The sequence below is a fragment of the Gordonia sesuvii genome, from assembly GCF_036350415.1.
Classification (GTDB): domain Bacteria; phylum Actinomycetota; class Actinomycetes; order Mycobacteriales; family Mycobacteriaceae; genus Gordonia; species Gordonia sesuvii.
In genome coordinates this window covers 212497-238926 of the sequence record NZ_JAZDUF010000003.1, presented here as the reverse complement: position 1 = coordinate 238926, position 26430 = coordinate 212497, and the positions used below count along the sequence as shown (strand labels likewise).

Here is a 26430-nt window from a genome sequence, read left to right as displayed (position 1 = left end):
CGATAACGCTTGCACATCAAGCGCATCCGTCACTTCGATAACGGGAGTCACAACAGTAACATGAAGGGCGTACGAAGTATCCGCAACATCCTGTGGATTCACACACAAAGTGGCACCAGTGGTTCCCAAAGGTCCGTTAGCAAGGCAAGCTAGAGAGAAGGACCCGGTGCCAGTCTGACTGGGAGGCAGCGTGGCCAGGGTTGACGTATCGAGCTCGGGGGAACGACTGTCATGATGAATGAATTGCTTGACGATATCCGGCGACGGGCAGAGATTACCCCGCGCCTGGCCGCTGTGCGCATCGGAGACGACGCGGTCACCTACGCCGAGCTGAACGACGCCATCTCTGCCTACGGTGACGTCATGGACCGTCACGGCATGTCGCAGGACGCGGCCTTCCACGCCGGCCTCATCAACTGCATGCCCGGGCTGGCACGGATCGAGAGTGCGACCGAACGCAATCAGGTGATGAGCGAGGTCGTCGCTTGGCTCAGCCGTGAACTCGGCGGCGGCGACAGCCGACGCCTGCGCGCCGTCAGCTGAGCATGCTGTCGTCGATCAGACGACGGCCATGAACATCAAGATCACCAGGAGAATCGGCGCCCCGATCGCCATGCTGACGATTCCGAGCGCTGCGGCGGTGATGGCGCGACCGGCACCTCGATAACGGTTGGGTTCGGGTGCAGGCCGGCGGCCCGCCGCGACCTGGACCAATGCGACGACACCCAGAATCGTTCCGACGAAGCCGACGATCGCGCCGACTCCGATCAAAGCCAGTGGCAACGACACGATCGATGTGACCAGAGCCGTGGTCGCCATGGCCGAACTGGGTTGCCGAAGGTGTCGGGCGGGCGGCGACGTCGCATCGGGAACCGACGGCACCCAGATGTCCGCGGGCGGCGGCAGTGGGCGGTCGGCGGTCGGGTTGATCGGCGGCGCGAACACCGAAGACGGTGTCACCGGCGGGAGCCTGTCGTGGTCGTCGCTGCGGATGACGTGATCACCAGGGGTGTACTCATCCCGCCCGTACGCACCGGTGTTGTCATAGCCGGTGTCGTCATACCCGGCGTTGTCATACCCGAGGTCGTGATACCCGGTGTCGTGGTTGTCGGTCGGCCAGGTCAGGATCTGGTCGGTCACCGCGGGTGGTATCGACTCGGTCGGATGATCGGTCCCCCGCATGGCGTACCTCCTGGCCGTTCGGCCTGTGCCCGGTACCACCCCGCGCGGGGTGATCGTCGGTTCTGTCTGATTCCACTGCACCGGAACAAGATCACGAACGCATAACGGCGTCTGAAACGAATCTGGCCGCAACCGGGCATCCGGTTGCGGCCAGAACACGATCAGCGTGCGACGGTCAGCCGCCGTGCTGTCCGCCCATGGTCGTCAGCTGGGTGATGGCACTCCCGGCGAGCTTCCATTCCCCGTCGACCTCGACGAACGCGAGCTCGATGTCGATCGGCTGGGGTGCATGCGGACTCGCGATCGACACGGTGGCGACGGCGTTGTTCTCGCCGTCCTCACGCACGTTCGTCACGGTGTAGACGTCCGGGGTGTAGCCGGCCGCGTTCGACGCCCGGGCGTAGCCCTGAAGTGCGGCCTTGGTGGCCGGGTTCGTCGTGTCGACGACGGCCTCGAGCTCTTCCGACGAGGTATCGGTATTGACCGACTTGCGCAGGATGACCTGTGCGTCGTCATTGCTCAGCCCGATGATCGCCTGCGTCGCGTCGCTCGCTGCGGAGGCCACGGCCGCGGAGGCGTCGTTGGCGGCGCTGCTCGCGGTGTCCGTGGCCTCTTCGGAACAACCGGCGACCGCGAAGACCGCTGCGCCCGACAACAGGGCCGCAGCCAGGGACTTCCGAACGTTCATTTCGTCTCCTCCTCTTGAGTAAGCCCACACTAACCCATGGCCGGATTGTCGAGACCCGGACACCGAACGGGCGCGTGACGTGCGGCGAGGCACGAGGGAATTAATCGGACCGCGGTCCGGTTAGACTGGGTGACAATCCGCAGAGTGCCAGGGAGGCGCGACATGCAGTTCGGAATCTTCAGCGTCAGCGACATCACGGTGGACCCGACGAACGGCGTCGAGCCCACAGAGAATGAGCGGATCAAGGCCATCGTGGAAATCGCGAAGAAGGCCGAGGACATCGGTCTCGACGTCTTCGCCCTCGGCGAGCATCACAACCGGCCGTTCTTCTCGTCATCGCCGACCACGACGCTCGCCTACATCGCCGCCCAGACCGAACGGCTGCAACTGTCCACCGCGACCACCTTGATCACCACGAACGATCCCGTGAAGATCGCCGAGGACTTCGCGATGCTGCAGCATCTCGCGGACGGGCGTGTCGACCTCATGCTCGGCCGCGGGAACACCGGGCCGGTCTATCCGTGGTTCGGCAAGGACATCCGTCAGGGCATTCCGCTCGCGATCGAGAACTACCATCTGCTGCACCGGCTGTGGACCGAGGACGTCGTCGACTGGGAAGGCAACTTCCGCACGCCCCTGACGTCGTTCACCTCGACTCCGCGCCCGCTCGACGGGGTCGCGCCGTTCGTCTGGCACGGGTCGATCCGGAGTCCGGAGATCGCCGAGCAGGCCGCGTACTACGGCGACGGATTCTTCGCCAACAACATCTTCTGGCCGAAGGAACACTTCCAGCAGCTGATCGGCTTCTACCGCGAACGCTTCGAGCACTACGGGCACGGCTCCGCGGAGCAGGCGATCGTCGGGCTCGGCGGGCAGTTCTACATCAGGAAGAACTCGCAGGATGCCGTGCGTGAGTTCCGGCCGTACTTCGACAAGGCGCCGGTGTACGGGCACGGCCCGTCGCTGGAGGAGTTCACCGATCAGACCCCGCTGACCGTCGGCAGTCCGCAGGAGTTCCTGGACAAGACGTTGTCGTTCCGGGAGAGCTTCGGCGACTACCAGCGCCAGTTGTTCCTCGTCGACCATGCTGGGCTGCCGCTCAAGACGGTCCTCTCCCAGCTCGATGAACTCGGCGAGGTGTTGCCGGATCTGCGCGCCGGGTTCGCTGCGGGCCGCCCGACGCAGGTGCCCGATGCTCCCACGCACGCCTCGCTCGTCGCCGCCCGCGATGCCGCTTTCGTCGAGGGCCCCGCAGACCATGCCGAAATGAAGGTGGAAGCATGACCGCACCGGTGCGGATCGTCGCCGTCAACGCCGGACTCGGCGAACCGTCGTCGACCGGATTGCTCGTGCGCCGACTGGTGGATTCGGTGACGACCGCGTTCCCGGCCGGCGCGGTCGAGGTGGTCGTCGTCGACCTGCGCGATCTGGCGGTGGATGTGGCCCGGTCGATGACGACGGGATTCGCTGTCGCCGGGGTGCGCGACGCCCTCGAGGCCATCTACCGTGCGGACGGCCTCATCGCGGCCACACCCGTCTTCAACGCCTCGTACAGCGGTCTGTTCAAGTCGTTCTTCGACCTCGTCGAGGTTGACCGGATGCGTGACATCCCCGTCCTGATCGCCGCGACCGGCGGCAGCCCGCGCCACTCGATGGTCCTCGACCACGCGATGCGTCCGCTGTTCAGCTACCTCCGGGCCGTCGTCCTCCCGACGGGTGTCTACGCGGCGGCGGAGGACTGGGCCGGCACGACGGGTGACACCGCCCTGCTGACCGATCGCATCCGGCGTGCGGCAGGCGAACTCGTCACCGCGATCCGCGGTTCCGGAACCGATCGGCCGCGGGAGACGGCCCCGGACGCGACCGAGACCGGCCGACAGATCGACTCGCAGCGGTCGGCCGAACAGGCCGGGATCGACAACTTCGCGAAGCTCCTCGGCCACCACGCCTGACCGACCCTTCGTGACGCACGCTCACTTCGTTCGCGGGCTCCTCAGGGATCGGGTGAGCGCGAGCTTGCGAAACCCCCCTGGTCCCTGAGGAGCGAGCTTGCGAGCGTCACGAAGGGTCACGAAGGGCCGACCCGGATCACGCCTGACCCGGGACGTTGTGTCGCGGGCTCAGGCGCGATGTCGGCAACGCCGGCGCGGGCAGATGTTGGGTGTCGCCGGCGTAGCCCTCGACCTGGCCGAACCGGTCACTGTGATCGGACCACTGCCGGCGGAAGGCCACGATGTCGTCGTGGCTGCGGCCGATGAAGTTCCACCACATGATGATCTCTTCGTCGAGCGGCTCTCCGCCCAGCAGCACGGCGCGTGCTTCGACCTCCGAGTCGTTGCGCAGACGCAGCGTCGCGGCGCCGAGGCCGACGTAGCCGAGTTCGGTCGGCGCCAGCGGCTCCGCGACGGAGTTGACGATCCGGATGACGCCGGCGTCGACGAGCACCCCGTGCTCGTGTTCGGGCCGGATCGGGAGGTCGATCTGTGCGCCCGGCCGCAACCGCAACTCGGCGCCGAGCAGTGGAGTGAAGGTGTGTACCGGTGATCGTTCGCCGAGCAGGTCACCCAGAAAGACGCGGACCTCCACACCCGCGCGCTCGACGACCGGCGGGATGTGGTGGGCGAAGTCGCGTTTCGTGTCGGCCGCCGACTCCGGCAGGGCCACCCACAGCTGCACGCCGTGCAGGATCGTCGTGTCCGGCGTCGACACCTCGGTGTGGGCGATTCCGTGTCCGGCAGTCATCAGATTGAGTTCGCCCGGCCTGACCATCGCGTGGTTGCCCATCGTGTCGCGGTGCTCGATCTCTCCGGAGAACAGCCAGCTGACCGTCTGGAGACCGGTGTGCGGGTGGGGTGGTACGTCCATCCCGCCGGTCGCCGAGACATCGTCGGGCCCATAGTGATCGGCGAAGCACCACGCGCCGATGAGCGAGCGGCGGCGCTGGGGGAGAGTGCGGTGCACGGTCATCGCGCGTGGCCCGCCCAGGGGGACGTCGCGCGCCGTGAGCACCTCGACGGCCACGGCGCCGTCGGTGCGGGGCGCGGTTCGCTCGACTGCCGGGCGGCAGTCGATCTCGTCGGGTCGGGTCTCCAGATTGCTCATCACCGCACCATCCGCACGTCGTTCGGGCTGTCCGGCCAGTGTAGTGAGAACCCCGGGGTCGGGGATCGGGTCAGGACACGATCGTGGCGTCCTCGAAGGTCATCGTCACCTTGTCGACGGACGTCGACATCAGCGCGTGGCGTCCGAGTTTCAGAGATCGCAGCTCGTCGGCGATCGGATGGTCGCCGAGGGTCAGGCGTGCCCCGCCGACCCGGCTGCGGGTGCCCGAGGTGGAGGTGAGCTTCCACGGGGTCAACCGGAGGACACCGTCGAGCTGGGAGTAGGCGTTGAGGACGGTGTCCTTCGCGTTGTCGGGCACCGTGATTCCGGGTCGGACGGTCAGGTCCGCGATGAGTTGTCCGTCTGCGCTGACCCGACCGTGTTTGGTCGCCGCCTCGTGGTCGACGTCGAAGGTGGCCAGGGTCTTGGGGAAGCCCCAGATGCCGCGGCCGGCCGCGAGGGTGAAGTCGCCGTCCACCGGTAGATGGTGGATCAGCGCTCGGGCGTCGCCGCGGGCCAGCGAACCCAGCGCTGCGAGCGGCGAACTCGGCGGCCGACTCGGATCCTCGACGAGGAAACAGACGCCGAACTCGTTGTACGGCCCGAGGTCGCCGTCGACGTAGTCGACGAAAACCACCATGCACATCGTGCGGCCGGGCCGGACACGCAGCGGCCGTACTCGTCCCTCCGTACCCGCCGATCGGATCGCCCGTTCGACCGCCGAGCTGTCCGCGGTGAATCCGGCGACGAAGCACCGCGCGTGACGGATCTCGACCGGCATCGTGACGGTGCTGCCCAGGATCTCGTGGGTGGACGCGGTGTGGGTCATCGGCAACTCTCCTCGGAACTAGAACATGTTCTCGTTTCATCCTGTCAGTTCGGTGAGGATGTGACCAGTACTTCGGCGGATCGCACCTCGGCTGGATGAGTCGGTCGACTGCATGACCCGAGTCACGTACGGACTAGTCTGGGGGTGCGCTGTACAACCGCACGCCGGGGCATGCCGGGGCACGCCGGCGGCGGTCGAACGGACGGAGGTAGGGGTGACACCTGAGGTCCGGTCCGTGGTCCGCGTGGGCATGGTCGACGACCATCCGTCGCCGGTCTGGGGTGTCGAGCGGATTCTCGACCGACATGCCGATCTCGAGCTGGTGTGCTCGGCAACCACCGTCAGCGGCCTGCTGCAACAGGGAATCCCGATCGACATCGTGATCCTCGATCTGCGCCTCGACGACGGCACGACCCCCGGCGAGAACGTCACCCGCCTCACCGAATCGGGTATCGGCACCGTCGTCTACACCTCCGGTGAGCACCCAGCGCTCCTTCGGTCCGCCGCCCGGGCAGGGACACTCGGGGTGGTCCTGAAATCTGCCTCGGAGCAGGAGATCGTCGACGCCATCCGGGCCGCCGGCTCCGGGTGTGAGGTACTGACCACCGAATGGGCCGCGGCGATCGACGGGGACCCCGAACTCGCGACGGTCGACCTGAGTCCCCAGCTGCAACGCGTCCTCACGCTCTACGCGTCCGGTGAGACGTCCGCGGGGGTGGGGGCCGCGCTCGGTGTCTCCGCCGAGACGGTCAACGAGTACCTCAAACGAATCCGCCAGAAGTACGCGGCAGCCGGCCGGCCCACCCACACCAAGCTCGATCTCTTCAAGCGCGCGGTCGAGGACGGATGGCTGCCGTTCCCGGGACGCGGACCGGGAACCGCGCCGAACCGGTCGTCGCGGCGCGGCGGAATCGGACGTGCCTCCGGCCGACCGGGCGACTCCCGCCCATGAGTCCAGGGCGAGAAACACCTCCCGACTGAGACGGATCTCACCTCGTGTCTCGCCTGCGGATCATGGTGGCGACGTCCCCATAACTCCAGGTCACAGTGTGTCGGAGGCCGATAGGTGGTGCCCGCCGGATAGGCGGTGTCCCCAGTTCTGGGTCTACACCGATCGAACGCCGGTGACCTAGCCTGCAGTTCCTGTGGTGCGGTCTTGTCGGGGGACTGGAGCGCCCGTAGCAGCGGGGGACAGTGGTGCCGAGTGAAGGATGACAGATGACCGCGCGTTCACACATTCCACAACAACCGCCGTCGGCACCGCATCCGCGGGTCGGCGCACACACTCTCGGCGAACCAGCCGCGCCCACGGGACGTCCGGTCGCCCGACTGTCGGACTATCGCAACGCGGAAGGTGCGATGCCAGAGCTTCGTCGTCCGGAACTGTCGTCGCGCGAGGTCGAGGTGCTGCTGGCCTGGCTGGCCGCCGAGTCGAAGGAGGAAGCTGCCGCCGCCCTGTTCATCTCGGCGTCGACCGTCAGCACCCACCTCGCCCGGATTCGGGCCAAGTACTCCGGCGTCGGACGCGAGGCCCCGACCAAGGCCCACCTGCTGGCCAGGGCGCTCCAGGACGGTTACACCAGTCTCGACCGCTGGTGACCTGACCGACCCGTCGCCCGGAGGCGGCGAGTGCGTGCCGGGTCAGCGCAGATCGCGCTCGATCTTCGGCCAGGTGGTGTGCAGGTCGTCCTGCCAGTAGCCCCATGAGTGGGTGCCCGTGTTGCGGAACGTGACGTCGGCGGGGATGCGGAGTTCGGCCAGCCGGCCCGCCATCTGCCGCGAGCACTGGTCCATGGCGACCTCGATGACCCCACCGAGCACCGCCTGATTGGCGAGGAAGAACGGATCGCCGTCGACGAACGGGTCCTCGAGGCGCTCGTGCGTCCCGGGAAGTCCGGTGCCCGACGTCATGTAGATCTTGGTGCCGCGGAGCTTCTCCGCATTCAGATACGGATCGTTCGCGCGCCAGCCGGGACCGTTCATCGGGCCCCACATGTTCTCGAGGTCGCCCCCGCCACGATCGGCGACGACGAATCGGATGTACTGCTGGCCGAGCGGATCACTGGTGCGGGCGCAACCGCTGAATCCCGCGACCGATCGGTAGAGGCCCGGTGCCGCGATGGCGAGATTGAAGACCGTGGTGCCGGCCATCGAGATCCCGGCCACGGCGTTGCGTCCGGTCGTGTTGAAGCGTTCGTCGATGAGCGGTGGCAGTTCCTCGGTCAGGAAGGTCTGCCACTGGTTGCGGCCGAGGACCGGATCATCGCGCTGCCAGTCGGTGTAATACGAGAACGCGCCGCCGACGGGCGTCACCACGTACACATCCTCGTCGGCGAAGAACTCCTTGTAATCCGTCCGTGCCTCCCACGTCGCGGAGTCCTCACCGCCACCTGCCCCGTTGAGCAGATACAGTGTGGGGCTCGGCCGGGAACGGTCACGTGGTGTGAGCACGGTGACGGGGATGTTCTCGTTCATCGACGCGGAGTACACGACCAGCGTGACCTGCTGCGGGTCGTCGTCATAGGAACTCACGATCCGTGACGCCGGTGCCGACGACGCCGTCCCGGCGCCGGCGACCCATGTTCCGACGATGGCGGCGACCATCGCCAACACCCCGGCGATCAGACGCTGATGTCTCCCCACGATGCCCCAATCCGTTCCCACTCCGTGCGCGGCTGTCCAAGTGTAACGGCCGTTCCTGAGACCGCATCGCGAAGCGATCCGGCCTGTGGCACGCGGTGTTGGCTACCGTGGAGGGATGACATCCCCGGGGGCGGCCAACGATCCCGAACTCCTGCGTACCCTGCTCGCGGATTCGGCGATCGGTGATCGGGTCGCATTCACCCGTCTGTACGACCTCACCAGCGCGCGGATCTACGGACTCGCCCTGCGCATCGTGCGTGACCGCAACTATGCCGAGGAAGTCGTCCAGGAGGCGTATCTGCAGTTCTGGCAGAAAGCCGACCAGTACCACCCCGGGCGCGGAACCGTCATCAGCTGGATGATGACCATCGCGCACCGTCGCGCGGTGGACCGGGTGCGCTCGGAGGAACTGCACAGTCGCAAGGCGACGGAATACGAGTCCGGCAACCAGGCGCCACCGGGTTCCGTGCCGCTCGACATCGTGGTGGAGCGCGAGGAGAGCGTAGAGCTCCGGACGTGCCTCAACCGGCTCAGTGACCTGCAGCGCGACAGCATCGAGATGTCGTACTTCGGTGGGCTGACGTATCCCGAGGTGGCCGAACACATGTCGACGCCGCTGCCCACCATCAAGACGCGCATCCGCGACGGCCTGCGCAAACTCCGCAACTGTCTGAGGGGTCGTGAGTATGCCTGATACCGACTGGCTCGACGACCACATCGAACTGTATGCCGTGGCGGTGCTGCCGCCCGCGGAATATGAACGCGTGGAGCAAGAACTCCGCGGCCTGACCGACGTCGAACGTCGCATCTATGACGCCCGTATCGCCGAGACCCGCGCGGCGATGGCCGATCTGGCGAGCTCCTACGCGGTCGACGCCCCGGCCGACCTGCGCGACCGCGTGCTCGATCATGTCTTCACCACGCCCGGCGGTCGCGAAAGCACTCGGCCGGACGGCGGTGGGGTGCCGGACCGAGTCGACGACGGCGATGTGCCCGCGGCGATCCCGATCGACCGGGCCCGTCGACGCAGCCGAGCCGCCATCGTCGCCGCCGCCGCGGTGGCCGTTGTGGTCGCTCTCGGCGCGGGCGTGCTGATCGGTCGCGGAACGGCACCCGAACCCGCAGCGCCGACGGTGACCGCGGCCCAACAGCAGGTGCTCGACGTGCTGTCCGCGCCCGACGCGCAACTCTCGGCGCAGGAACTGCAAGACGATCGGGGCACCATCTCGGTGGTGACCTCGCGGGAGACCGACCAGGCGGTGGCTCTGCTGAGAGATCTCGACAACCCGATCCCGGCAGACCGCGAGTTCCAGCTCTGGCTGGTCGCCGACGAGGAGCAGCCGGTGTCGGCCGGGCTGATCCCGTCGGGCGGTGGCGATTCGCCGACCGTCGTCGAGAACCTGGGTTCGGCAACGGTTCTCGCCGTCACCGTCGAGCCGGCAGGTGGCTCACCGCAACCGACGACACCGATCCTTGCGCAGGTGGCACTGTAATCTGCTCGGGTGCGGCGGGTTTCGATACGCGTCGGGCTCGCAAGCTCGCACGTCGCTACTCAACCAGCGGTTGGGGTCGGGCTCGCAGGCTCGCACGTCGCTACTCAACCGGCGGGGGGCGTTGCCCCTTCCGTTGGTCGAGTAGCCGCGAACGGAGTGAGTGGCGTATCGAGACCCCGGGGTCAGTTCGTCGACCGCCGATACAGGATCAGCGACAACGGGATACACACGGCGAGGATGGCCAGACTGGTGCCGATCGAATAGCCGACGGCATGCTCGGCGACCCACCCGGACGGGGCCGGGAAGTCCGGGGGTGACGGGTTGCCGAACTTCTGTCGGCAGGCCGTGGCGACTGCGGTCACCGGATTCCATTCGGCGATCGGCCGTAGGAATCCGGGCAGGCTCTGCGCCGAGATGAACGCACTCGACAGGAATGTCACGGGGAACATCCACAGAAAGCCGATGCTCTGTGCCACATTGACGTTCGGTGCGGCCAGCCCGGTCACCGCTCCCACCCACGCCATCGCGAGGGCGAACAGGACGATGATGCCGAAGGCGATCGCCGCGTCGAGAGCGCTGCCGCGGACCCGCCAGCCGATCGCGAGTCCGCACGCCACCATCACGGCGAGTCCGAGGACGCCGAGCAGCATGTCGGAGCTCACCCGGCCGGCGATCACCGCCAGACGTGACATCGGCAACGATCGTAGGCGGTCGATGATGCCGTCGGACATGTCGTTCGCGAGTCCGACGGTGGTGATGGCGGCGTTGAAGACGACGGTCTGCGTGAAGATGCCGGCCATCAGGAACTCACGGTAGGAGCCGCCGCCGAACGTCGCCCCGAACACGTAGGCGAACAGGAAGACGAACATCAGCGGTTGGATGGTCGCGCTGATCAGCAGCGTCGGGATACGGCGGACGGTCAACAGGTTTCGTTCGATGATGACAGCGGTGTCGGCGAACATCAGACGCGCTCCAATCGCTCGGTCCCGCGGTCGGGGGTGGCGGTGGGACCTTCGTCGTCCCCGTTCTCGTCGTCCCCGTTCCCATCGGGCCCGGATGCCGTGCTCGACTCCGCACGTCCGGTGATCTCCAGGAACACGTCGTCGAGCGTGGGTGTGCTCACCGTCGCGTCGACCACGTCGATGCCGAGCCCGTCGCACACCCGCACCGCCGCGACGGCGCTGCGGGAGCCGTCGGTGACAGCCACGGACCAGGTCCGGGAGTCGACACGGTGCGGCGCACCGAGTCCGACCTCGGCCAGTGCAGCCCCGACTCGGGCGTCGTCGCCGTCACCCGCCACCTCGATCGTCAGGATCGATTGTGCTGTCGTGGCTTTCAGCTCGGCGGCGGTGCCTCGGGCGCGGACCGTGCCGCGATCGATCACGGTGATCTCGTCGGCCAGCGCATCGGCCTCCTCGAGGTATTGGGTGGTCAGCAAGACGGTGGTGCCGGCTGCGACCTGCTCGGTGATGACCTCCCACATCTGGCGGCGGCCGCGCGGGTCGAGTCCCGTGGTGGGTTCGTCGAGAATCACCAGCGACGGCTCGTTGATGAGGGCGCCGGCCAGGTCCAGTCGACGTCGCATCCCGCCCGAATAGGTCCGCATGGGCCGGTCGGCGGCGTCGGTGAGGCGGAGGTCGGCGATCATCGCCCGCGCCCGCTTGGCCGCCGCGCGGCGACGGTGGCCGTAGAGTTGGGCAACCATCCGCAGGTTCTCGAAGCCGGTGAGATTTCCGTCGACCGCGGCGTATTGCCCGGACACCCCGATCATCTCCCGCACCCGGTCGGGTTCGGCAAGGGCATCCACGCCGTCGACGACGACGGATCCGGAGTCGGGTCGCATCAGGGTGGCGACGGCGCGCACCGTGGTGGTCTTACCGGCCCCGTTCGGTCCGAGGAGGGCATGCACCGTCCCGGATCGCACGGTGAGATCGATTCCGGACAGCGCGTTCACCCGTGGTCCGCGTCCGGTCACCCCCGATCGGAAGGTCTTGCACACCCCGTCGAGGCGGAGCGCGACGTCGGCGGTTTGCTCAGGCATCGCGTGTCGTCCCATGGACGTGTTCACTCCCCTCCATCGCCCGGATCAGGCTCGCGGGACGCATGTCCCGCCAGTTCTCCTCGACGTAGGTCAGGCACTCGTCATGGCCTGCCGGGCCGAACACCACCGACCAGCCGTCGGGCACGGCGGCGAACTCGGGCCACAGCGAGTGCTGGTTCTCGGCGTTGACGAGCACCAGGAACACACCTTCGGTGTTGTCGAACGGGTTGGTCATCGATCCTCCCTATCGGTAAACATCTCTGTCCGTGAACATCTCTGTCGGAATGTCTCTCACATGTCGTTCGTCTGGCCGGGTCCCGCAGATCGGTCGAGAACGGCGGAATATCCGATCACGTTCTCGGGAAGCAGCATCCGGGCGTGACTGCAGTCCGCCGTCACCTCGGTGATGGTCCCGGTGATCCGGCCCGCCCAGTCACCGATCGCCCGTCCGCCCGGCGGCGGGTCGGCGGCGGCCGTCACGAACACCGCGTCGCCGTCATAGGTCCGTGGCCGCCAGTCGGCGGCCAGCCCGGTGGCGGCGAGGAAGGTGCGGTGCACGGCTTCGAACTCGTCGCGGCCCAGCCCGGCCAAGGGCCCGCCGGCACCGCGGACGGCGTCCCATGCCTCGTCGATGCTCGGTTCGGTCCCGTCGGCGACCTCTGTCTGCAGACCGAACTCGGCCAGCAGTTCGGCGACCGACGGGGTTTCGTCGAAACCAGGGCGGTCGGCGACGACGAACGAGTCGAGCAATGTCAGTTCGTCGACGACCTCCCCGGCCTCGCTCAATGCCACCGCCATCTCCTGGGCGATCAATCCGCCCAGCGACCACCCGAGCAGCCGGTACGGCCCGGACGGCGCCACCGTCCGGATGTGCTCGATGTATCGGGCGGCGAGCTCGGGAACGGACCGCGGTTGCGGACCGCCCGACAGCATCGGGTTCTGCAGGCCGTAGACCGGTCGGCCCGGCTGTATGTGCGGCAGCAGGGAGGTGAAGCTCCACGACAGGCCGATGGCCGGGTGGATGACGAACAGCGGGATGTCCGTGTCCGCATCGGTCTGGGCGGACGGCCGACGCAACGGCAGCAGGGTGGCGAACGGGTCGACGTCGGCCATTCCCTGAGCGCCGGTCTCGTCGTCGAGGACGGCGGCGAGTTCGGCGGGAGTCGGTGCGCCGAAAAGGGTTCCGGCACTGATGTCGCGGCCCGACAGCTCCGCCAACTTCGCGGTGACCGTGGTCGCCATCAACGAATTGCCGCCCAGGTCGAAGAACCCGTCCTCGGCGCCGACCGCGGCGACATCGATGCCGAGCACGTCGGCGAACACCGCGGCCACGGTGGACTCCGCGCCCGACCTCGGTGCGCGCGATCGGGCCGCGACATCCGGTTCCGGCAGGGCCCGCCGATCCAGTTTGCCGACCGGGGTCAGCGGGATCTCGTCGAGCACGGTGATCGACGACGGGATCATGTGGCGCGGCAGGAGTGCGGACAGTTCCCGCCGCAGTGCCTCCGGATCGATGTCGGCACGATCCGCGGCCGTGACATAGCTGCGGATCGTGGCGGCGGCCCCGTCGGCATTCCCGCCGTCGACGATGGTCGCGGCGAAATCGACGGTGGGCCGGGAGGCCAGTGCCTCGTCGATCTCCCCGAGCTCGACGCGGAAACCACGCACCTGCACCTGGTTGTCGCCTCGGCCGACGTAGCGGAGCCGGCCATCGGCGGTCCAGCTGACCAGGTCACCGGTGCGGTACATCCGACGACCTGCACGATCCGGGCCGGCGACCATCGGGGCCGGAACGAACCGGGTCGAGGTCAGCTGCGGTCGTCGGTGGTAGCCGCGAGTGACCTGATCACCGACCAGGTACAACTCTCCGGTCACTCCAGGTGGGACGGGATGCAGCCGCTCGTCCAGCACCATCGCACCGACCCCGTTGTTCGGGGTGCCGATGGTGAGCTCGGTGTCGGCGCTCAGTTCCGCACTGCCGGTGGTGATCACGGTCGTCTCGGTGGGGCCGTACACGTTGATCACGCTCCGTCCGGGTGCCCAGCGTCGCACCAACTCGGGGCCGAATGCCTCACCGCCGATGGCGAGTGCCTGCAGCGTGGGGACCGCGTGGGGATCCATGGTCGCCACCGCCGCCGGGGTGATGAACGCGTGCGTCACCCCGTGCCGGTCGATGAAATCGGCGAGCGGCGCGCCGCCATACACATCGGTCGGCGCGACGACGAGTGTCGACGCACCGGCCGCCGCCATCAGGAACTCCAGCACCGAGGCGTCGAAGCTGGGGGAAGCGAAGTGCAGCACCCGCGAGGACATGTTGGGCGCGAGACGATTCCGGAGTTCGTCACGCACCGCGGTCAGCCCGGAGTGCGGGACCAGCACGCCCTTCGGACGTCCGGTCGAGCCGGACGTGTAGATCATGTAGGCGAGCTGGTCGGTCCGGATCGGCGCGGGCAGCTCATGCGCCCGGAGCGGGGCCGGCGACGAGTGCCCGAGACGTGTGCGGACAGCCGCGTCGTCGAGAACGAGGGTGGGGGTCCCGGTGTCCACCGCGGACCGGGCGTCCTCGGTCGTGATCAGCAGTCGCGCCCCGCTGTCGTCGAGCATGTGAGCGATCCGGTCCGCCGGATAGGTCGGGTCGACCGGTACGTATGCCGCTCCGGTCCGGACGATCGCCCAGATGGCCACCAGCGCGTCGATGGATCGCGGAACGGCCATCGCGACCACCGGTTCGGCCACATCGTCGGGGTGCGAGCCGATTCCGCGTCCCAGCAGCAGCCGCGCGAGCCGGTTGGCGCGGGCATCGAGCTCGGCGTAGGTGATCGATGCGTGCTCGGTGACGGCGGCCAGACCGGTCGGGTTGCGCCGGACCGCCTCGTCGAGCAGCTCACCGAAGGTGACCGGTGTCGCTGCCGCGGGCCCGTTGCCGGGGCACAGTCGTGCGACCTCGAGCGGATCGGTGACGCGGATGTCGCCGACAGTGCGCTGTGGATCGCACATCATCGCCCGCAGCACCCGCATCAGGCGGGTGATCAGCATCTCGACGTCGTCACGGCCGTAGCGGTCGGCGGCGTAGGAGACCTCGACCGCGGCTCCGCCCGCGTCGGAACTCATCCCGGTGACGGTGAACTGCAGATCGAACTTGGCCGTGCCGTTGTCGATCTCCGACATCTCGGCCACGAGGGAATCGTCGACGGGCAGGGACTCGCCGTCGATGCCGTCGGCGAAGTCGTGGACCGACAACGCCACCTGGAACAGCGGGTGCCGGCCCACCTCGCGTGGCGGGTTCAGTTCGCTCACCACGTCGTCGAACGGGAGGTCGCGGTGATCGAGAGCCGCCAGATCGTCGTCACGGACCTCGGCGATCAGGTCGGCGACACTGTGATCCGGGGTGATCCGGGTGCGCAGCGCGAGGGTGTTGACGAACATCCCGACCACCTGCGAGTAGTCCGCCCCGATGCCCGCGCCGGGCGAACGGTTGGCAACCGGGGTGCCCAACACCACGTCACTGCCCACCCCCATGCGGTGCAACAGGATCGCCAGCGCGCAGTGCAGCGCCGAGAACGGGGTGGTGCGGTGGTCGCCGACGAAACGCGCGAGTCCGTCGCGGATGTCGTCGTCGATCGCCACCGTGATCGAGGCACCCCGATCTGTGTCGGTGTCGGTGCCGTCGGTGTCAGTGCTGTGGGTCTCGGTGTTGGGGATCGTCGGCGGGAGCGTGGTCTCCGCCGGGGCATCGGCGAGCCGTTCGACCCAGTAGCCGATGTCGTCGCGTGACGTCTCCTGCGCCGCCATGTGGTGCGCATAGTCGCGGAAGTCGACCTCGGCGGGCTGCCACGGCTCGGTGCGGCCCGCGAGGCGTTCGCGATAGGCGGTCATCAGGTCACCGACGAGCACGGGCAGTGACGCACCGTCGGCGGCGATGTGGTGGATCGACATGACGAGCACGTGCTCGTCATGGTCTGCTGCGACGAGGGCCACGCGCAGCGGCGCGTCCTCGGTCAGATCGAACGGGCGACGGGCGATCTCGTCGGCGACACCGGCCGGGTCCGCGTGGCGGTGCACGCGCAGTGCACCGACCACGTCCTCGGCGTCGTCGAGGATGACGCCGACCGGCTGACCGTCGCGCACCGGGTACACGGTCCGGAGCGCGGCGTGCCGGGAGACGACGTCCACCAGGGCGCCGTGCACGGCCTCGACCGAGAGTTCGCCGGTGAGCCGCAAGGCGAACGGGATCGTGTACTGCGCGGAATCCGGAACGGCGCGGGTCAGCGACCAGAGGCGGCGCTGTACCGGTGCCAGCGGTACGACGGACGGGCGCTCGGTGAATCGGACTCCGGAAGATGTCGTCGGAACTGCTGTCTCGTGATCGCCAGAGGTCTGCTCGACGGGATCGATGCGGCCGGCGAGATCGGCCACCGTGGGATGGTCGAAGACAGCCCGTACCCGTAGCGGTTCGCCGCGATGCACGTGATTGAGGCGGCTGGTGAGGGTGGTCGCCTGCAGCGACGTGCCGCCGAGTGCGAAGAAGTCGTCGTCGGCGGAGACGTCATCATGGCCGAGAACGTCGGCGAACACCTGTGCGACAACGTGTTCGGCCCGCGTGTGTGGTGTGCGGCCCGCCCGTGGTCGGGCCGTCATGGTCGGCGTGGGCAACGCCTTGCGGTCGAGCTTTCCGTTCGAAGTCAACGGGATCGCGTCGATCACCGTCACCGACGCCGGAACCATCTGCGCGGGCAGACGGCCGCGGATCGCGTTCACGATCTCGGTTCCGTCCGGTCGGTCGGCCGCCGCCAGATCCGCATGCAGCGTGACATAGCCGGCGAGGACGGCGTCGGCGCCGCTGCCGGAGACCAGGGTGGTCGACCAGTCGACGGCGGGATGGCGACCGAGTGCGGACGACACCTCGTCCAGCTCGATCCGGAAGCCCCGAACCTTGACCTGGTTGTCGCTGCGGCCGTGGTAGATCAGTGCACCGTCGGGCCGCCGGCTGACGATGTCGCCCGTGCGGTACATGACCGCGCCGCCGCCGGCCGGGGCCGCGACGAATCGGGTCGCGGTGAGGTCGGTGCGGTTCACGTAGCCACGCGCCACGCCGGGTCCGGTCAGGTAGAGCTCGCCGGGCACACGTTCGGGCAGCGGGCGGAGGCGGTGATCGAGCACGAATGCGGTCATGCCGTCGACGGGGGTGCCGATGGTGATTTCATCGTCCGGCGACAACGGGTCCGACATCGTGGAGACGATCGTGGTCTCGGTGGGGCCGTAGCAGTTCAGGTAGCGGCGTCCGGGTGCCCACCGCGCGACGACCTCCGGCGGTGATGCCTCGCCGCCCACCGCCACGGTCTCCAGGGCCGGTAGGTCGCGGGGTGCGGCGGCGGCCAGCGCGGCGGGCGTGATGAAGGCGTGGGTCACCGCCTTGTCGGCGAGCAGGTCGGTCAGTTCGTCGCCGCCGTACACGGTCGGCGGCGCGATGACCATCGTCGCGCCCGCGTCGACGGCGAGCAGCAGCTCGAGCATCGCCGCGTCGAAGCTCGGCGACGCGAAGTGCAGGGTGCGGCTGTCCGCGGTGACACCGTGACGGGCGGTCTGCTCGGCGGCGAACCCGGCAAGCCCGCGATGGGGGACCGAGACACCCTTGGGTGCACCGGTGGATCCGGAGGTGTAGATGACGTATGCGGTGCTGTCGAGATGACCGGGCCGCGTACGGTCGCGGGTCGACCGGGTGGCGCCGGCGTCCAGTGTCGCCGGGCTCACCCACCAGATATGTTGGGGCAGTTCGCCGAAGCGTTCCGCGGCGGTGATGCCGAGAAGTGCGCCGGAATCCTCGAGCATGTGGGCGACCCGTTCGGCAGGATATCCCGGATCGATCGGCAGGGCCGCAGCACCGGCCTTCGCGACCGCCCACACCGCGGTCACCGAGTCGACCGATCGTTCGAGGGCCACCCCGATGACGTCGTCGGTGCCGATCCCCAATCCGGTCATGTGGCGGGCCCACGTGTCGGCGCGCCGGTCGAGGTCACGGTAGGTGATGGTGTCCCGGCCGTTCTCGACGGCGATCCGGTCCGGGTGCCGATCGGCGGCGGCCTCGAGAATGTCGGCGAGATGGCGTGGCCGGGTGGCGGCCTCGGCGATGGCGGCGCGGCGGGTGACCACGGTGTGGTCATCGATGCGTCGATCGGGATCGGCGACGACCTGCCAGGCCAGCGAGACGAAGGCGTCGGCGATGGTCTGCACCCGGGCGCGGCTCAACACGTCGCCGGCATAGGTGAACCGGGCGCGGTCGCCGCGGATGCGCAGCTCGAGGTCGAACCGTGCCGAACCCGTCTCGACCTCTTCCGGGGTCACCTGCAGTCCGTCGAGTCCGATCCGATGACCGGCCGTCGGGCCGTCGTCGGCGTCGGCGTCGAAGGCGAGCACGATGCCGAACAGCGGATGACGGTCGGTGCGAGGAGGATTGACCGCTGCGACGACCTGCTCGAACGGAAGGTCGGACTGTGACAGGGCTTCGAGGTCGCTGCGACGCACCGTGTCGAGCAGCTCGCCGAAGGACACCGACCCGTCGACCGGGGTGCGCAGCACCACCGAGTTGACGAACATTCCCACCAGGTCGGACAACCGGGGATCGTTGCGTCCCGCGACGGGCGTGCCGATGACGATGTCGGCGGCGTCGCCACCCACATGCACGTCGGGATCGGAGTGCAGGCGCCGCAGCAGCGCGGCGAAGACGGCGTGCACAGCCATGAATTCGGTTGCCTGGCCGTCGGCCAGGTCCCGCAGCCGAGCACGCAGATCGGTGCCGAACTCCACTTCGACGACGCCGGTGGTGGCGGCTGTGGCGGGGTCCGGTCGGTCGGGGAGCAGGGCGGGGGCGGCGTCGATCCCGTCGAGTTCGCGTCGCCACCATGCGGCGAGCTCGGCCTGTCGCGTGCCGTCCGGCCCGTCTTCGGTGTGGTCGTGTCCGGGCTGGATCGACAGCCCGCGTGCGGGGTCGACCCCGAGGTTCTCGGCCTGCCACCGCAGATAGTCGCGGTAGCCGACCGACAGCGGTTCCTGGCCTGGTGATCGACCGTGGCGCAGGTCCGCATAGGCCCCGGCGATGTCACGCGCCAGTGGCGTCATCGACCAACCGTCGGCGGCGATGTGATGCACGACGATGGTCAGCTTGTGGTGTGGCCCGGCATCATCGGCGCCGGACTCGGCCCCCGCGCCGACGATGCGGTGCAACACGATCCGCAACGGCGCCTCGGTCGTGAGGTCGAACCCGGCCGTCGCGAGCCGGCGGGATTCGGTGCGCCATCCGGACAGGTCGGTTGCCTGCGCGACGAGGGGTGCGACGACATCCCCGGCGGGACGGACGTCCATTTCGGGAAGTCCGTCGCGGTCGGGATAGACGGTGCGCAGCGGCTCATGCCGCGCCACCGCGTGCAGTACGGCCCCCGACAGCGCGTCGACGTCGAGCTCGCCGCGGAGATCGAGCGCGAACGCGATGTTGTACGCGCTCGCCGAGGACGTCGGCTGCGCGGCCCCGTCGGCGGCCCCGTCGGCGGACTCGGAGTGTGCGAGCCGGTTCAGGAACCACAACTGCTGCTGGGCCGGCCCGGGGGCCACCTCGGTGTCCGGATCGTGTCGCAACGGTGTCAACCCGCGGACCGCCTCGGCCGCACCGACGGTTTCCGTCGATGTGCCACCGGCGAGGCGCGCCAGTGCCGCCACGGACGGATGTTCGAAGATGTCGCGCACCGAGATTCGACGGCCGGCGATCTCCTCGAGCCCGGAGAGGAGCTGCGTCGCCGACAGCGAGTTGCCGCCGAGATCGAAGAAGTCGTGATCGCGCCCGACATCGGTGCCGTCGACGTCGAGATGCTCGGCGAACAGGGCGGCGACCGCTTGCTCTGCCGCCGTCTGCGGCGCCACGAATCGGGTCCCGGCGTCGACCACGGGTCCCGGGTCGGGGAGGGCGCGCATGTCGACCTTGCCGATGGGCGTCGTGGGGATCTCGTCGAGCACGACGATGGCCGACGGGATCATGTGCCGGGGCAGTCGGCCGCCGAGTCGATCACGCACCGCTGCAACGAGTTCACCGTCGGAGCCGCGGGCGGCGTCGCTTCTCGTGACGTACGCGACCAGGCGTGCCTCGGCGGCCGGGCCATGGGTGGTGGTGACGGCGGCCGCGACGACGTCGTCGGTGACCAGCGCGGCGTCGATCTCACCTAGTTCGATGCGGTGTCCGCGGATCTTGATCTGGTGGTCGGCGCGGCCGCGGAACTCCAACCGGCGACCGGCGGGGGCCGCTGTGTCGCCCGTCCACCGCGCCAGGTCACCGGTGCGGTACATGCGGTCACCTGGGTCGCCGAAGGGGTTGGCCACGAACCGCTTTGACGTCAGCGGCCGAACTCCGTGGTAGCCCCGGGCCAGGTGCGGCCCGGCGATGTAGAGTTCGCCGACCGCGCCCGGTGCGACCGGCTGCAGACGTTCGTCGAGCACCATCGCGGCGATACCCCGGATCGGGCGGCCGATGGTCAGCACCTCGTCGGTGGGGTCGATGTCGCCCGACATCGTCGCGACGACGGTTGTCTCCGTCGGGCCGTACGCGTTGAACAGCGCACGACCCGCCGACCACCGGCGGACGACCTCGGGATTGGGATGTTCACCACCGATGACCAGCGTGCGCAGCTCGGGCAGCTGATCGGGCTCCATTGTGGTCAGTAGCGACGGTGTGAGGAACGCGTGGGTGATGCGCCGCACCCGGAGGAACTCGGCCAGCTCGTTTCCGCCGACGACACCGGGCGGCGCGATATGCATCGTCGCCGCTGCCGACACCGCCATCAGCAGTTCGAGCACCGACGCGTCGAAGCTGGGGGACGCCAATTGCAGGGTGCGGCTGTCGGGACCGAGGCCGAAGGCGCGTACCTCTTCGGCGGCGAAGTCGGCGATGCCGCGATGGTTGACCACGACCCCCTTCGGTCGGCCCGTGGTCCCCGATGTGTAGATCAGGTAGGCGGGATGGTCGACGTCGAGCGGTCCGAGGCGCTCGTCGTCGGCGAGCGGGGTGGGCGAGAGTCGGTCCAGTTCGGCGACGACGGCGTCGTCGTCGAGCCGGAGTGTCGTGGCGGTCTGCACGCCCGGATCGCTGACGCGGTCGGTGATCACCAGATCCGCGCCGGAGTCGGTCATCATGAAGTCGATGCGCTCCGACGGGTATTCCGGATCGACCGGCACCCATGCGGCCCCGGTCCGGGCGACGGCCCACAGCGTCACGATCCAGTCGACGCCTCTCGGCATCGATACGGCGACGAAGCGTTCCGGACCGGCCCCGTGCGCGATCAGCAGGCGTGCCAGCCGGTTGGCCGTTTCGTCGAGCGAACGGTAGGTCAGCGTGCGGGTGCCGTCGGTGACGGCCGAGCGCTGCGGCTCCGCGTTCGCGGCAGCCGCCAGAATCCGCGTCAGGTGTGCCACCGGGCGCCCTCCGGCGCCGACCGCGGGCACGAGGTCGAGACGCTCGACCGGCTCGAGCAGGGACACGTCGCCGATCACGACGTACGGGTCGTCGGCGACCGCGCGGATCAGCCGACGCAGCCGCGCCGCGACCGCGGTGACCGTCGACCGGTCGAACAGTGCTGCGGCATAGCCAATCTCGATCGCGATTCCACCCGGGCCGCCGTCGGCGGAGTGATGTTCGGTGAACGTGAACTGCAGATCGAACTTGGTGTGTCCGGTGTCGATCCGGGATGCCGTGGCCGAGAGGTCGGCGAACTCGAGGTCGATCGCGGTGCTGTCCTCGACGGCGACCGACACCTGGAACAACGGATGGGTGTTCCCGCGCTGCGGGTTGAGTTCGGTGACCAGTCGGTCGAAGGGTAGGTCGGCATGGTCGAACGCGGCGAGATCACGGTCGCGGACGTGTGCCAGAAGGTCGGTGAACGAGCCGTCTTTGGAGACGTCGGTGCGCAGCACGACGGTGTTGACGAACATGCCGACCATCGCATCGGCCTCCGGATCGCCACGCCCGGACACCGGTGTGCCGACCGCGATGTCGGAGCTGCGGCCCATGGTGCGCAACAGGGCGGCGACCAGGGCGTGCGACGCCATGAAGACCGTCGAGTCGTGGTCGTCGGCGATGTCGCGGATCCGGCGGTGAGTGGCCGCGTCGACACCGGTGTGCACGGTACCGCCGGCCGCATCTGATACGCGGGGGCGCGGCCGGTCGAACGGCAGCTCCGTCTCGCCGGGAAGACCGGCGAGTTCGTCGGTCCAGAACGCGAGATCGTCGTCGGCGGTTCTCTCGAGTTCCGCGTGGCGGCGCGCGCTGACCTGCGAGTAGGTCAGCGGTAGCGGTTCGAGATCCCCGGCGGTGCCGTCGCGGCGGGCGCGGTAGGCGTGCGCCAGATCGCCGGCCAGCGGTGCCAGCGACCAGCCGTCGGCGGCGATGTGATGGATCACGACGGTGAGGTGGTGATCGTCGTCGCCGGTGGTGACGATGCGTGCCCGGATCGGCATGTCCCGGACCAGATCGAATGGGGCCGAAGCGAAGTCGCCGACCGGCCCCGCGTCGTCGGCGGTCAGGACGGGGATCTGCAGATCGACGTCGGCGGGGTCGATCACGTCGGCGTACGGGCTGCCGGCCACCTCGACGACACGGGTCCGCAGCGGTTCGTGACGCGTGACGACGTCGCGCAGCGCCGCGGTGAGTGCGTCGGTGTCGAGCCGTCCCACCAGGCGCACCGTGAACGGGATGTTGTAGGTGGCCGCATCGGTGGTGTCCATCCGGTTGGTCAGCCACAGCCGCGTGGCCGCGGGTGACAGCGGTACCGGTCCCGTCGGCGCCGCTGCGGTGGACGCCTCGGCCTCATCGGCGCGGGTGGTCCGGTCGACGGTGTCGGACACACCCAGATCGCGCAGCGCGGTGGCGATGTCGGCGATGTCGGCGGCGTCGAAGATGGTTCGGATGCCCACCCGTCGACCGGTCGCCCGGGACAGGCGCGCGGACACCCGCGTCGCCGACAGCGAGTTGCCGCCGAGGTCGAAGAAGCTGTCCGACATCGAGATGTCGGTGGCACCGACGACGTTGGCGACGGTGTCGGCCACCAACTCCTGCAACGGCGTCTCCGGTGGGACGCGGTCGGTGCCGACCGGCCGTTGCGGCGCCGGCAAGGCGCGACGATCGAGTTTGCCGTTGGCGGTGGTGGGCAGGTCGTCGAGCACCATCACGGCCGTCGGGACCATGTGCTCGGGTAGCCGGTCGGCGAGTTCGGTGCGTAGGTTGCGGTCGTGGAGGTCGTCGTTGCCGATCACATAGCCGGCGATCGCGTCGGAGTCGGCGAGGAGGTCGTCGCGGACGAGCGCGGCGGCAGCGCGAACACCCCGCAACGTGCTGAGCGCGGCCTCGATCTCGCCGAGCTCGACACGCTGACCACGAATCTTGACCTGGGAGTCGCTGCGACCGAGATAGTCCAGCTCGCCGTCGGGGCGACGGCGGACGAGATCGCCTGTGCGGTATAGTCTTTTGCCGACACCATCCGGGGCCGCGACGAAACGCGCGGCGGTCAGATCCGTCCGATCGACGTAGCCTCGGGCGAGTTGCACACCGCCGAGATAGAGCTCGCCGATCGCGCCGACCGGTTGCGGCCGCAGGCGGCGATCGAGGACATGGGTGCTGGTGTTCCACACCGGGGACCCGATCGGAACGTTGACGGCGTCGGTGCCGCATCGGTCGTGGAACGTCACATCGATCGCCGCTTCGGTGGGGCCGTACAGATTGTGGATCGGGGCGTCGAACAGTGTCCCGGCGGCTGCGACCGTCTCCGCGGTGAGCGCCTCACCGCTGGTGAAGATCCGTCGCACCGAGGCCAGGTCCGAACGTGCCGGTCCCTGGTCGTCGGAGTGTGCGGCGGCAAACGTCGACAGCAGGGACGGCACGAAATGCACCGTCGTGATCCGGTGGGTGGAGATCGCGTCGCGCAGGTACCAGGGATCGCGGTGTCCGTCGGCGCGCGGAACCACCAGCGTGGCACCGGAGATCAACGGCCAGAAGAACTCCCACACCGACACGTCGAACGTGGCGGGTGTCTTCTGGAGGACCCGGTCGTCTGCGGTCAGCGGGTAGCGTGACTGCATCCACAGCAGCCGGTTGACGATCGACCGGTGAGAGATCATGACGCCCTTGGGCTTCCCGGTGGATCCGGACGTGAACAGGACGTAGGCGGGGTGATCGCCGCGCACCGACTCGCGCACCCGCCGGCGACTCGCGCGGGTCTCACGCAGCGCCGACCCCGACGTCGACAACTCGTCGAGTCCCACGACCTCGGTGTCCGTGGCGGAGACCGGGGGAACGAACGCATCGTCGGCGATCATCAGCGCGGGCTGTGCCGTCATCAGGATGTGCGTGAGTCGTTCGGCCGGCTCGTGCGGATCGATCGGCAGGAATGCGGCGCCGGCCCGGATGACGGCGTGCAATCCGATCACCTGGTCGATGCTGCGGGGCAGGGCGACGCCGACCACGCTCTCCGGTCCGATGCCGCGTGCGCGTAACCCGGCGGCGACCGCTTCGGCGCGCGCGGTGAGCTCGGCGTAGGTGAGCGCGAGGTCGGTGTCAGGGCTCTCGTCGACGAGTGCGAAGTGCTCGCCGTTGCGGCCGGCGGCATCGGCGAGCAGGTCGAGAAGCGTGGTGGCGCCGGGGTCGACCTCCTCGCCGTGCGTGTCGCGTCGGATCGTTCCGGCTTCCTCGTCGTCCATGACATCGACGTCGGCGACCGGCGTCGTCGGGTCGGCGGTGACGAAGCGCTCGAGGAAGGCGACGATCCGCTCGTGGTGTGTTCGGATCTCCCACGGGGAGTAGACGTTCGGATTGGCTTCCAGATCCAGGCGCATCCCGCCGGTGAATCCGTCGTAGACGTTGACCGACGCGTCCTCCACCGGTCCGGTGGACAGCACATTGAGTTCACCGCGCAGTTCGCCGAAGTCGATGTGCTCGAAGAACAGCATCACGTTGACCATCGGTCCGAAGAACCCGCGTCGACCGCTGGGGGAGCCCAGAACTCGAGCCGTGATGTCCTCGTGCCGGAACCGCTGGTGCGCAACCGCCTGCTTGATCTCGCGGTTCACCGACCCGAGCAGGTCGGCGACGGTGACCGCCGCGCCACCGTCGTCGGCGAGGTTGGCCCGCACCGGTACGACGTTGGAGGTGAGTCCGGCCGAGGTCCGCAGGATGTCGCGGTCGCGGGCGGCCATCGGCAGGCTCAGCATCGTGTCGTCGCGGTCGTTCAACCGCCCGAGATAGGCGGCCAGCGCCGCGGTGATCACCGATGCGGGGCGGACGCGGTGTTCGGAGGCGAGCCCGCGAATCCGGGCGACGAGTTCGGCCGGCAGCGTGTGTGCGCGGACGGTCGCGGTCGGCGCCGCCGCAGCGGTGTGCGACGACAAGGACGTGACCTCGGCGAACTCGCCCGACTCGTCGAGCAGGGTGGCCGACCAGTGGGCCTGGTCGTTCTCGAACGCCTCCGACGAGCGGTACTCGGCATCGAACTCGGCGATGTCGGCCATCGAGGCGATGTCGGCCGGCGGCACGTCGCTGCCGTCCGTCATCGCGGTGTAGTGCTGTGCGACCCGCACCATCATGTACATCGCCGCATAGCCGTCGAACGCCAGATGGTGGCCCCAGCAGTACCAGATGTGATGACGGTCGCCGAGCCGAAGCAGATGGGTTTCCAGCAGCGGGTCGCCGAACAGATCAGTGCTCTGGGCTCGATGGTGATCGATCCAGTCCATCGCGGCCGCGCGCGGGTCCGGGCCATCGGAGAAGTCCCGGCGACCCAGCGCAACAGTGCGGGTGCGGTCGACGGTCACTCGTGGCTCGTCGTCGTCGGTGGGGACGAGACGCAACAGACCCGACTCGGTCTCGCTGCATGTCGCCGCGACGGCGCGCTCCATCACGTCGGCATCGACGTCGTCGTGGAACTCGGCGAACGCCGCAACCGCCATCGGAACCTCGGGCTCGAGTTGCTGGGCGTAGTAGATCCCGCGTTGCGCAGCGGTCATCGGCAGCGCTGCATCGGTCCGGGCCGTGTCGGGCCGATCGGTGTGGGCGTCGGTCCGGATGGCGTCGTCGGTGGTCACGCAGTCCTCCCTCGTCTCGGCGGTTCGGTCGGCCGGGTGGCCGGTCACGTTGGCCGTCTGTGGGTGCTTCGCGTGTCGTCAGGTCGCAGATTGGTCTCGATCCGATTGCCGCCCGATGCCGGGGGCGCGGGTAGGTTGTCGTGAGGGCGACCCTTCGTGGCTCGTCGCTTGCGCTCCTCGCACCTCAGGGATCGGGGTGGCCCTGCCGACAGCATCGCGGATTTGGTCCCCACCTGCGGTTTCCCCTACACTTGTGGGGTTGCCTGCGGCATTGACATGCCGCAAATCGGCTCGCGAACCCACTGGGATGGCCGTCGGAAGACGAAAACCCCAGGCAGGCGCG

At 68.7% G+C, this 26430-nt stretch carries 16 protein-coding genes; 7 read left to right on the top strand and 9 right to left on the bottom strand.

From position 1 onward, the window contains the following. The first annotated feature begins 294 nt into the window (after positions 1-294). Complete coding sequence (locus tag VZC37_RS12025; RefSeq protein WP_330432730.1) at positions 295-543, top strand: hypothetical protein; 249 nt, start codon at positions 295-297, stop codon at positions 541-543. A gap of 15 nt (positions 544-558) precedes the next feature. On the opposite strand, the gene VZC37_RS12020 is transcribed toward VZC37_RS12025, so the two are convergent. Together VZC37_RS12020 and VZC37_RS12015 are read right to left on the bottom strand one after the other, a co-directional pair. Next, the gene (locus VZC37_RS12020; protein WP_330432729.1) at positions 559-1182 is read right to left on the bottom strand and encodes a hypothetical protein; all 624 of its coding nucleotides are present in this window, start codon (positions 1180-1182) and stop codon (positions 559-561) included. A gap of 175 nt (positions 1183-1357) precedes the next feature. Further along, positions 1358-1870, bottom strand: a complete 513-nt coding sequence (locus VZC37_RS12015) for an MTB12 C-terminal domain-containing protein (protein WP_330432728.1) — start codon at positions 1868-1870, stop codon at positions 1358-1360. 162 nt (positions 1871-2032) lie between these two features. On the opposite strand from VZC37_RS12015, the gene VZC37_RS12010 reads away from it, so the two are divergent. After that, positions 2033-3154, top strand: a complete 1122-nt coding sequence (locus tag VZC37_RS12010; protein ID WP_330432727.1) for an LLM class flavin-dependent oxidoreductase — start codon at positions 2033-2035, stop codon at positions 3152-3154. Next, positions 3151-3822 carry a CE1759 family FMN reductase gene (locus tag VZC37_RS12005; RefSeq protein ID WP_330432726.1) on the top strand — a complete coding sequence of 224 codons (672 nt, stop codon included), beginning with the start codon at positions 3151-3153 and terminating at the stop codon, positions 3820-3822. The genes VZC37_RS12010 and VZC37_RS12005 overlap by 4 nt, the downstream gene beginning before the upstream one ends. 136 nt (positions 3823-3958) lie before the next feature. Here the strand turns inward: VZC37_RS12005 and VZC37_RS12000 are convergent, their stop codons facing one another. After that, a complete protein-coding gene (locus VZC37_RS12000) occupies positions 3959-4972 on the bottom strand; it encodes a pirin family protein (protein WP_330432725.1) in 1014 nt (337 codons plus the stop codon). A 70-nt stretch (positions 4973-5042) separates the two neighbouring features. Next, complete coding sequence (locus VZC37_RS11995) at positions 5043-5801, bottom strand: acetoacetate decarboxylase family protein (protein ID WP_330432724.1); 759 nt, start codon at positions 5799-5801, stop codon at positions 5043-5045. A 250-nt stretch (positions 5802-6051) separates the two neighbouring features. Between VZC37_RS11995 and VZC37_RS11990 the strand changes: the two genes are divergently transcribed. Next, positions 6052-6753: a response regulator transcription factor gene (locus tag VZC37_RS11990; RefSeq protein ID WP_330433134.1), complete on the top strand. Its 702-nt coding sequence runs from the start codon at positions 6052-6054 to the stop codon at positions 6751-6753. A 266-nt stretch (positions 6754-7019) separates the two neighbouring features. After that, a complete protein-coding gene (locus VZC37_RS11985) occupies positions 7020-7400 on the top strand; it encodes a LuxR C-terminal-related transcriptional regulator (protein ID WP_330432723.1) in 381 nt (126 codons plus the stop codon). Positions 7401-7442: 42 nt separating this feature from the next. Here the strand turns inward: VZC37_RS11985 and VZC37_RS11980 are convergent, their stop codons facing one another. Beyond that, positions 7443-8405 (bottom strand): alpha/beta hydrolase, encoded by a 963-nt coding sequence (locus tag VZC37_RS11980; RefSeq protein ID WP_330433133.1) that lies wholly within the window; start codon positions 8403-8405, stop codon positions 7443-7445. Positions 8406-8559: 154 nt separating this feature from the next. Between VZC37_RS11980 and VZC37_RS11975 the strand changes: the two genes are divergently transcribed. Together VZC37_RS11975 and VZC37_RS11970 are read left to right on the top strand one after the other, a co-directional pair. After that, positions 8560-9138: a sigma-70 family RNA polymerase sigma factor gene (locus tag VZC37_RS11975; protein WP_330432722.1), complete on the top strand. Its 579-nt coding sequence runs from the start codon at positions 8560-8562 to the stop codon at positions 9136-9138. Continuing rightward, positions 9131-9937, top strand: coding sequence for an anti-sigma factor (locus tag VZC37_RS11970; protein WP_330432721.1), 807 nt, complete (start codon positions 9131-9133; stop codon positions 9935-9937). Before VZC37_RS11975 ends, VZC37_RS11970 begins: the two co-directional genes overlap by 8 nt. Positions 9938-10119: 182 nt before the next feature. Here VZC37_RS11970 and VZC37_RS11965 read toward each other — a convergent pair whose 3' ends face one another. The 4 genes from VZC37_RS11965 to VZC37_RS11950 are packed head-to-tail and all read right to left on the bottom strand — an operon-like array spanning position 10120 to position 26087. After that, positions 10120-10899 (bottom strand): ABC transporter permease, encoded by a 780-nt coding sequence (locus VZC37_RS11965; protein ID WP_330432720.1) that lies wholly within the window; start codon positions 10897-10899, stop codon positions 10120-10122. Then, positions 10899-11993: an ABC transporter ATP-binding protein gene (locus tag VZC37_RS11960; protein WP_330432719.1), complete on the bottom strand. Its 1095-nt coding sequence runs from the start codon at positions 11991-11993 to the stop codon at positions 10899-10901. Before VZC37_RS11960 ends, VZC37_RS11965 begins: the two co-directional genes overlap by 1 nt. Then, positions 11971-12213, bottom strand: a complete 243-nt coding sequence (locus VZC37_RS11955) for an MbtH family protein (protein WP_330432718.1) — start codon at positions 12211-12213, stop codon at positions 11971-11973. The genes VZC37_RS11960 and VZC37_RS11955 overlap by 23 nt, the downstream gene beginning before the upstream one ends. Positions 12214-12269: 56 nt before the next feature. After that, a complete protein-coding gene (locus VZC37_RS11950) occupies positions 12270-26087 on the bottom strand; it encodes a non-ribosomal peptide synthetase (RefSeq protein WP_330432717.1) in 13818 nt (4605 codons plus the stop codon). Positions 26088-26430: the final 343 nt, after the last annotated feature.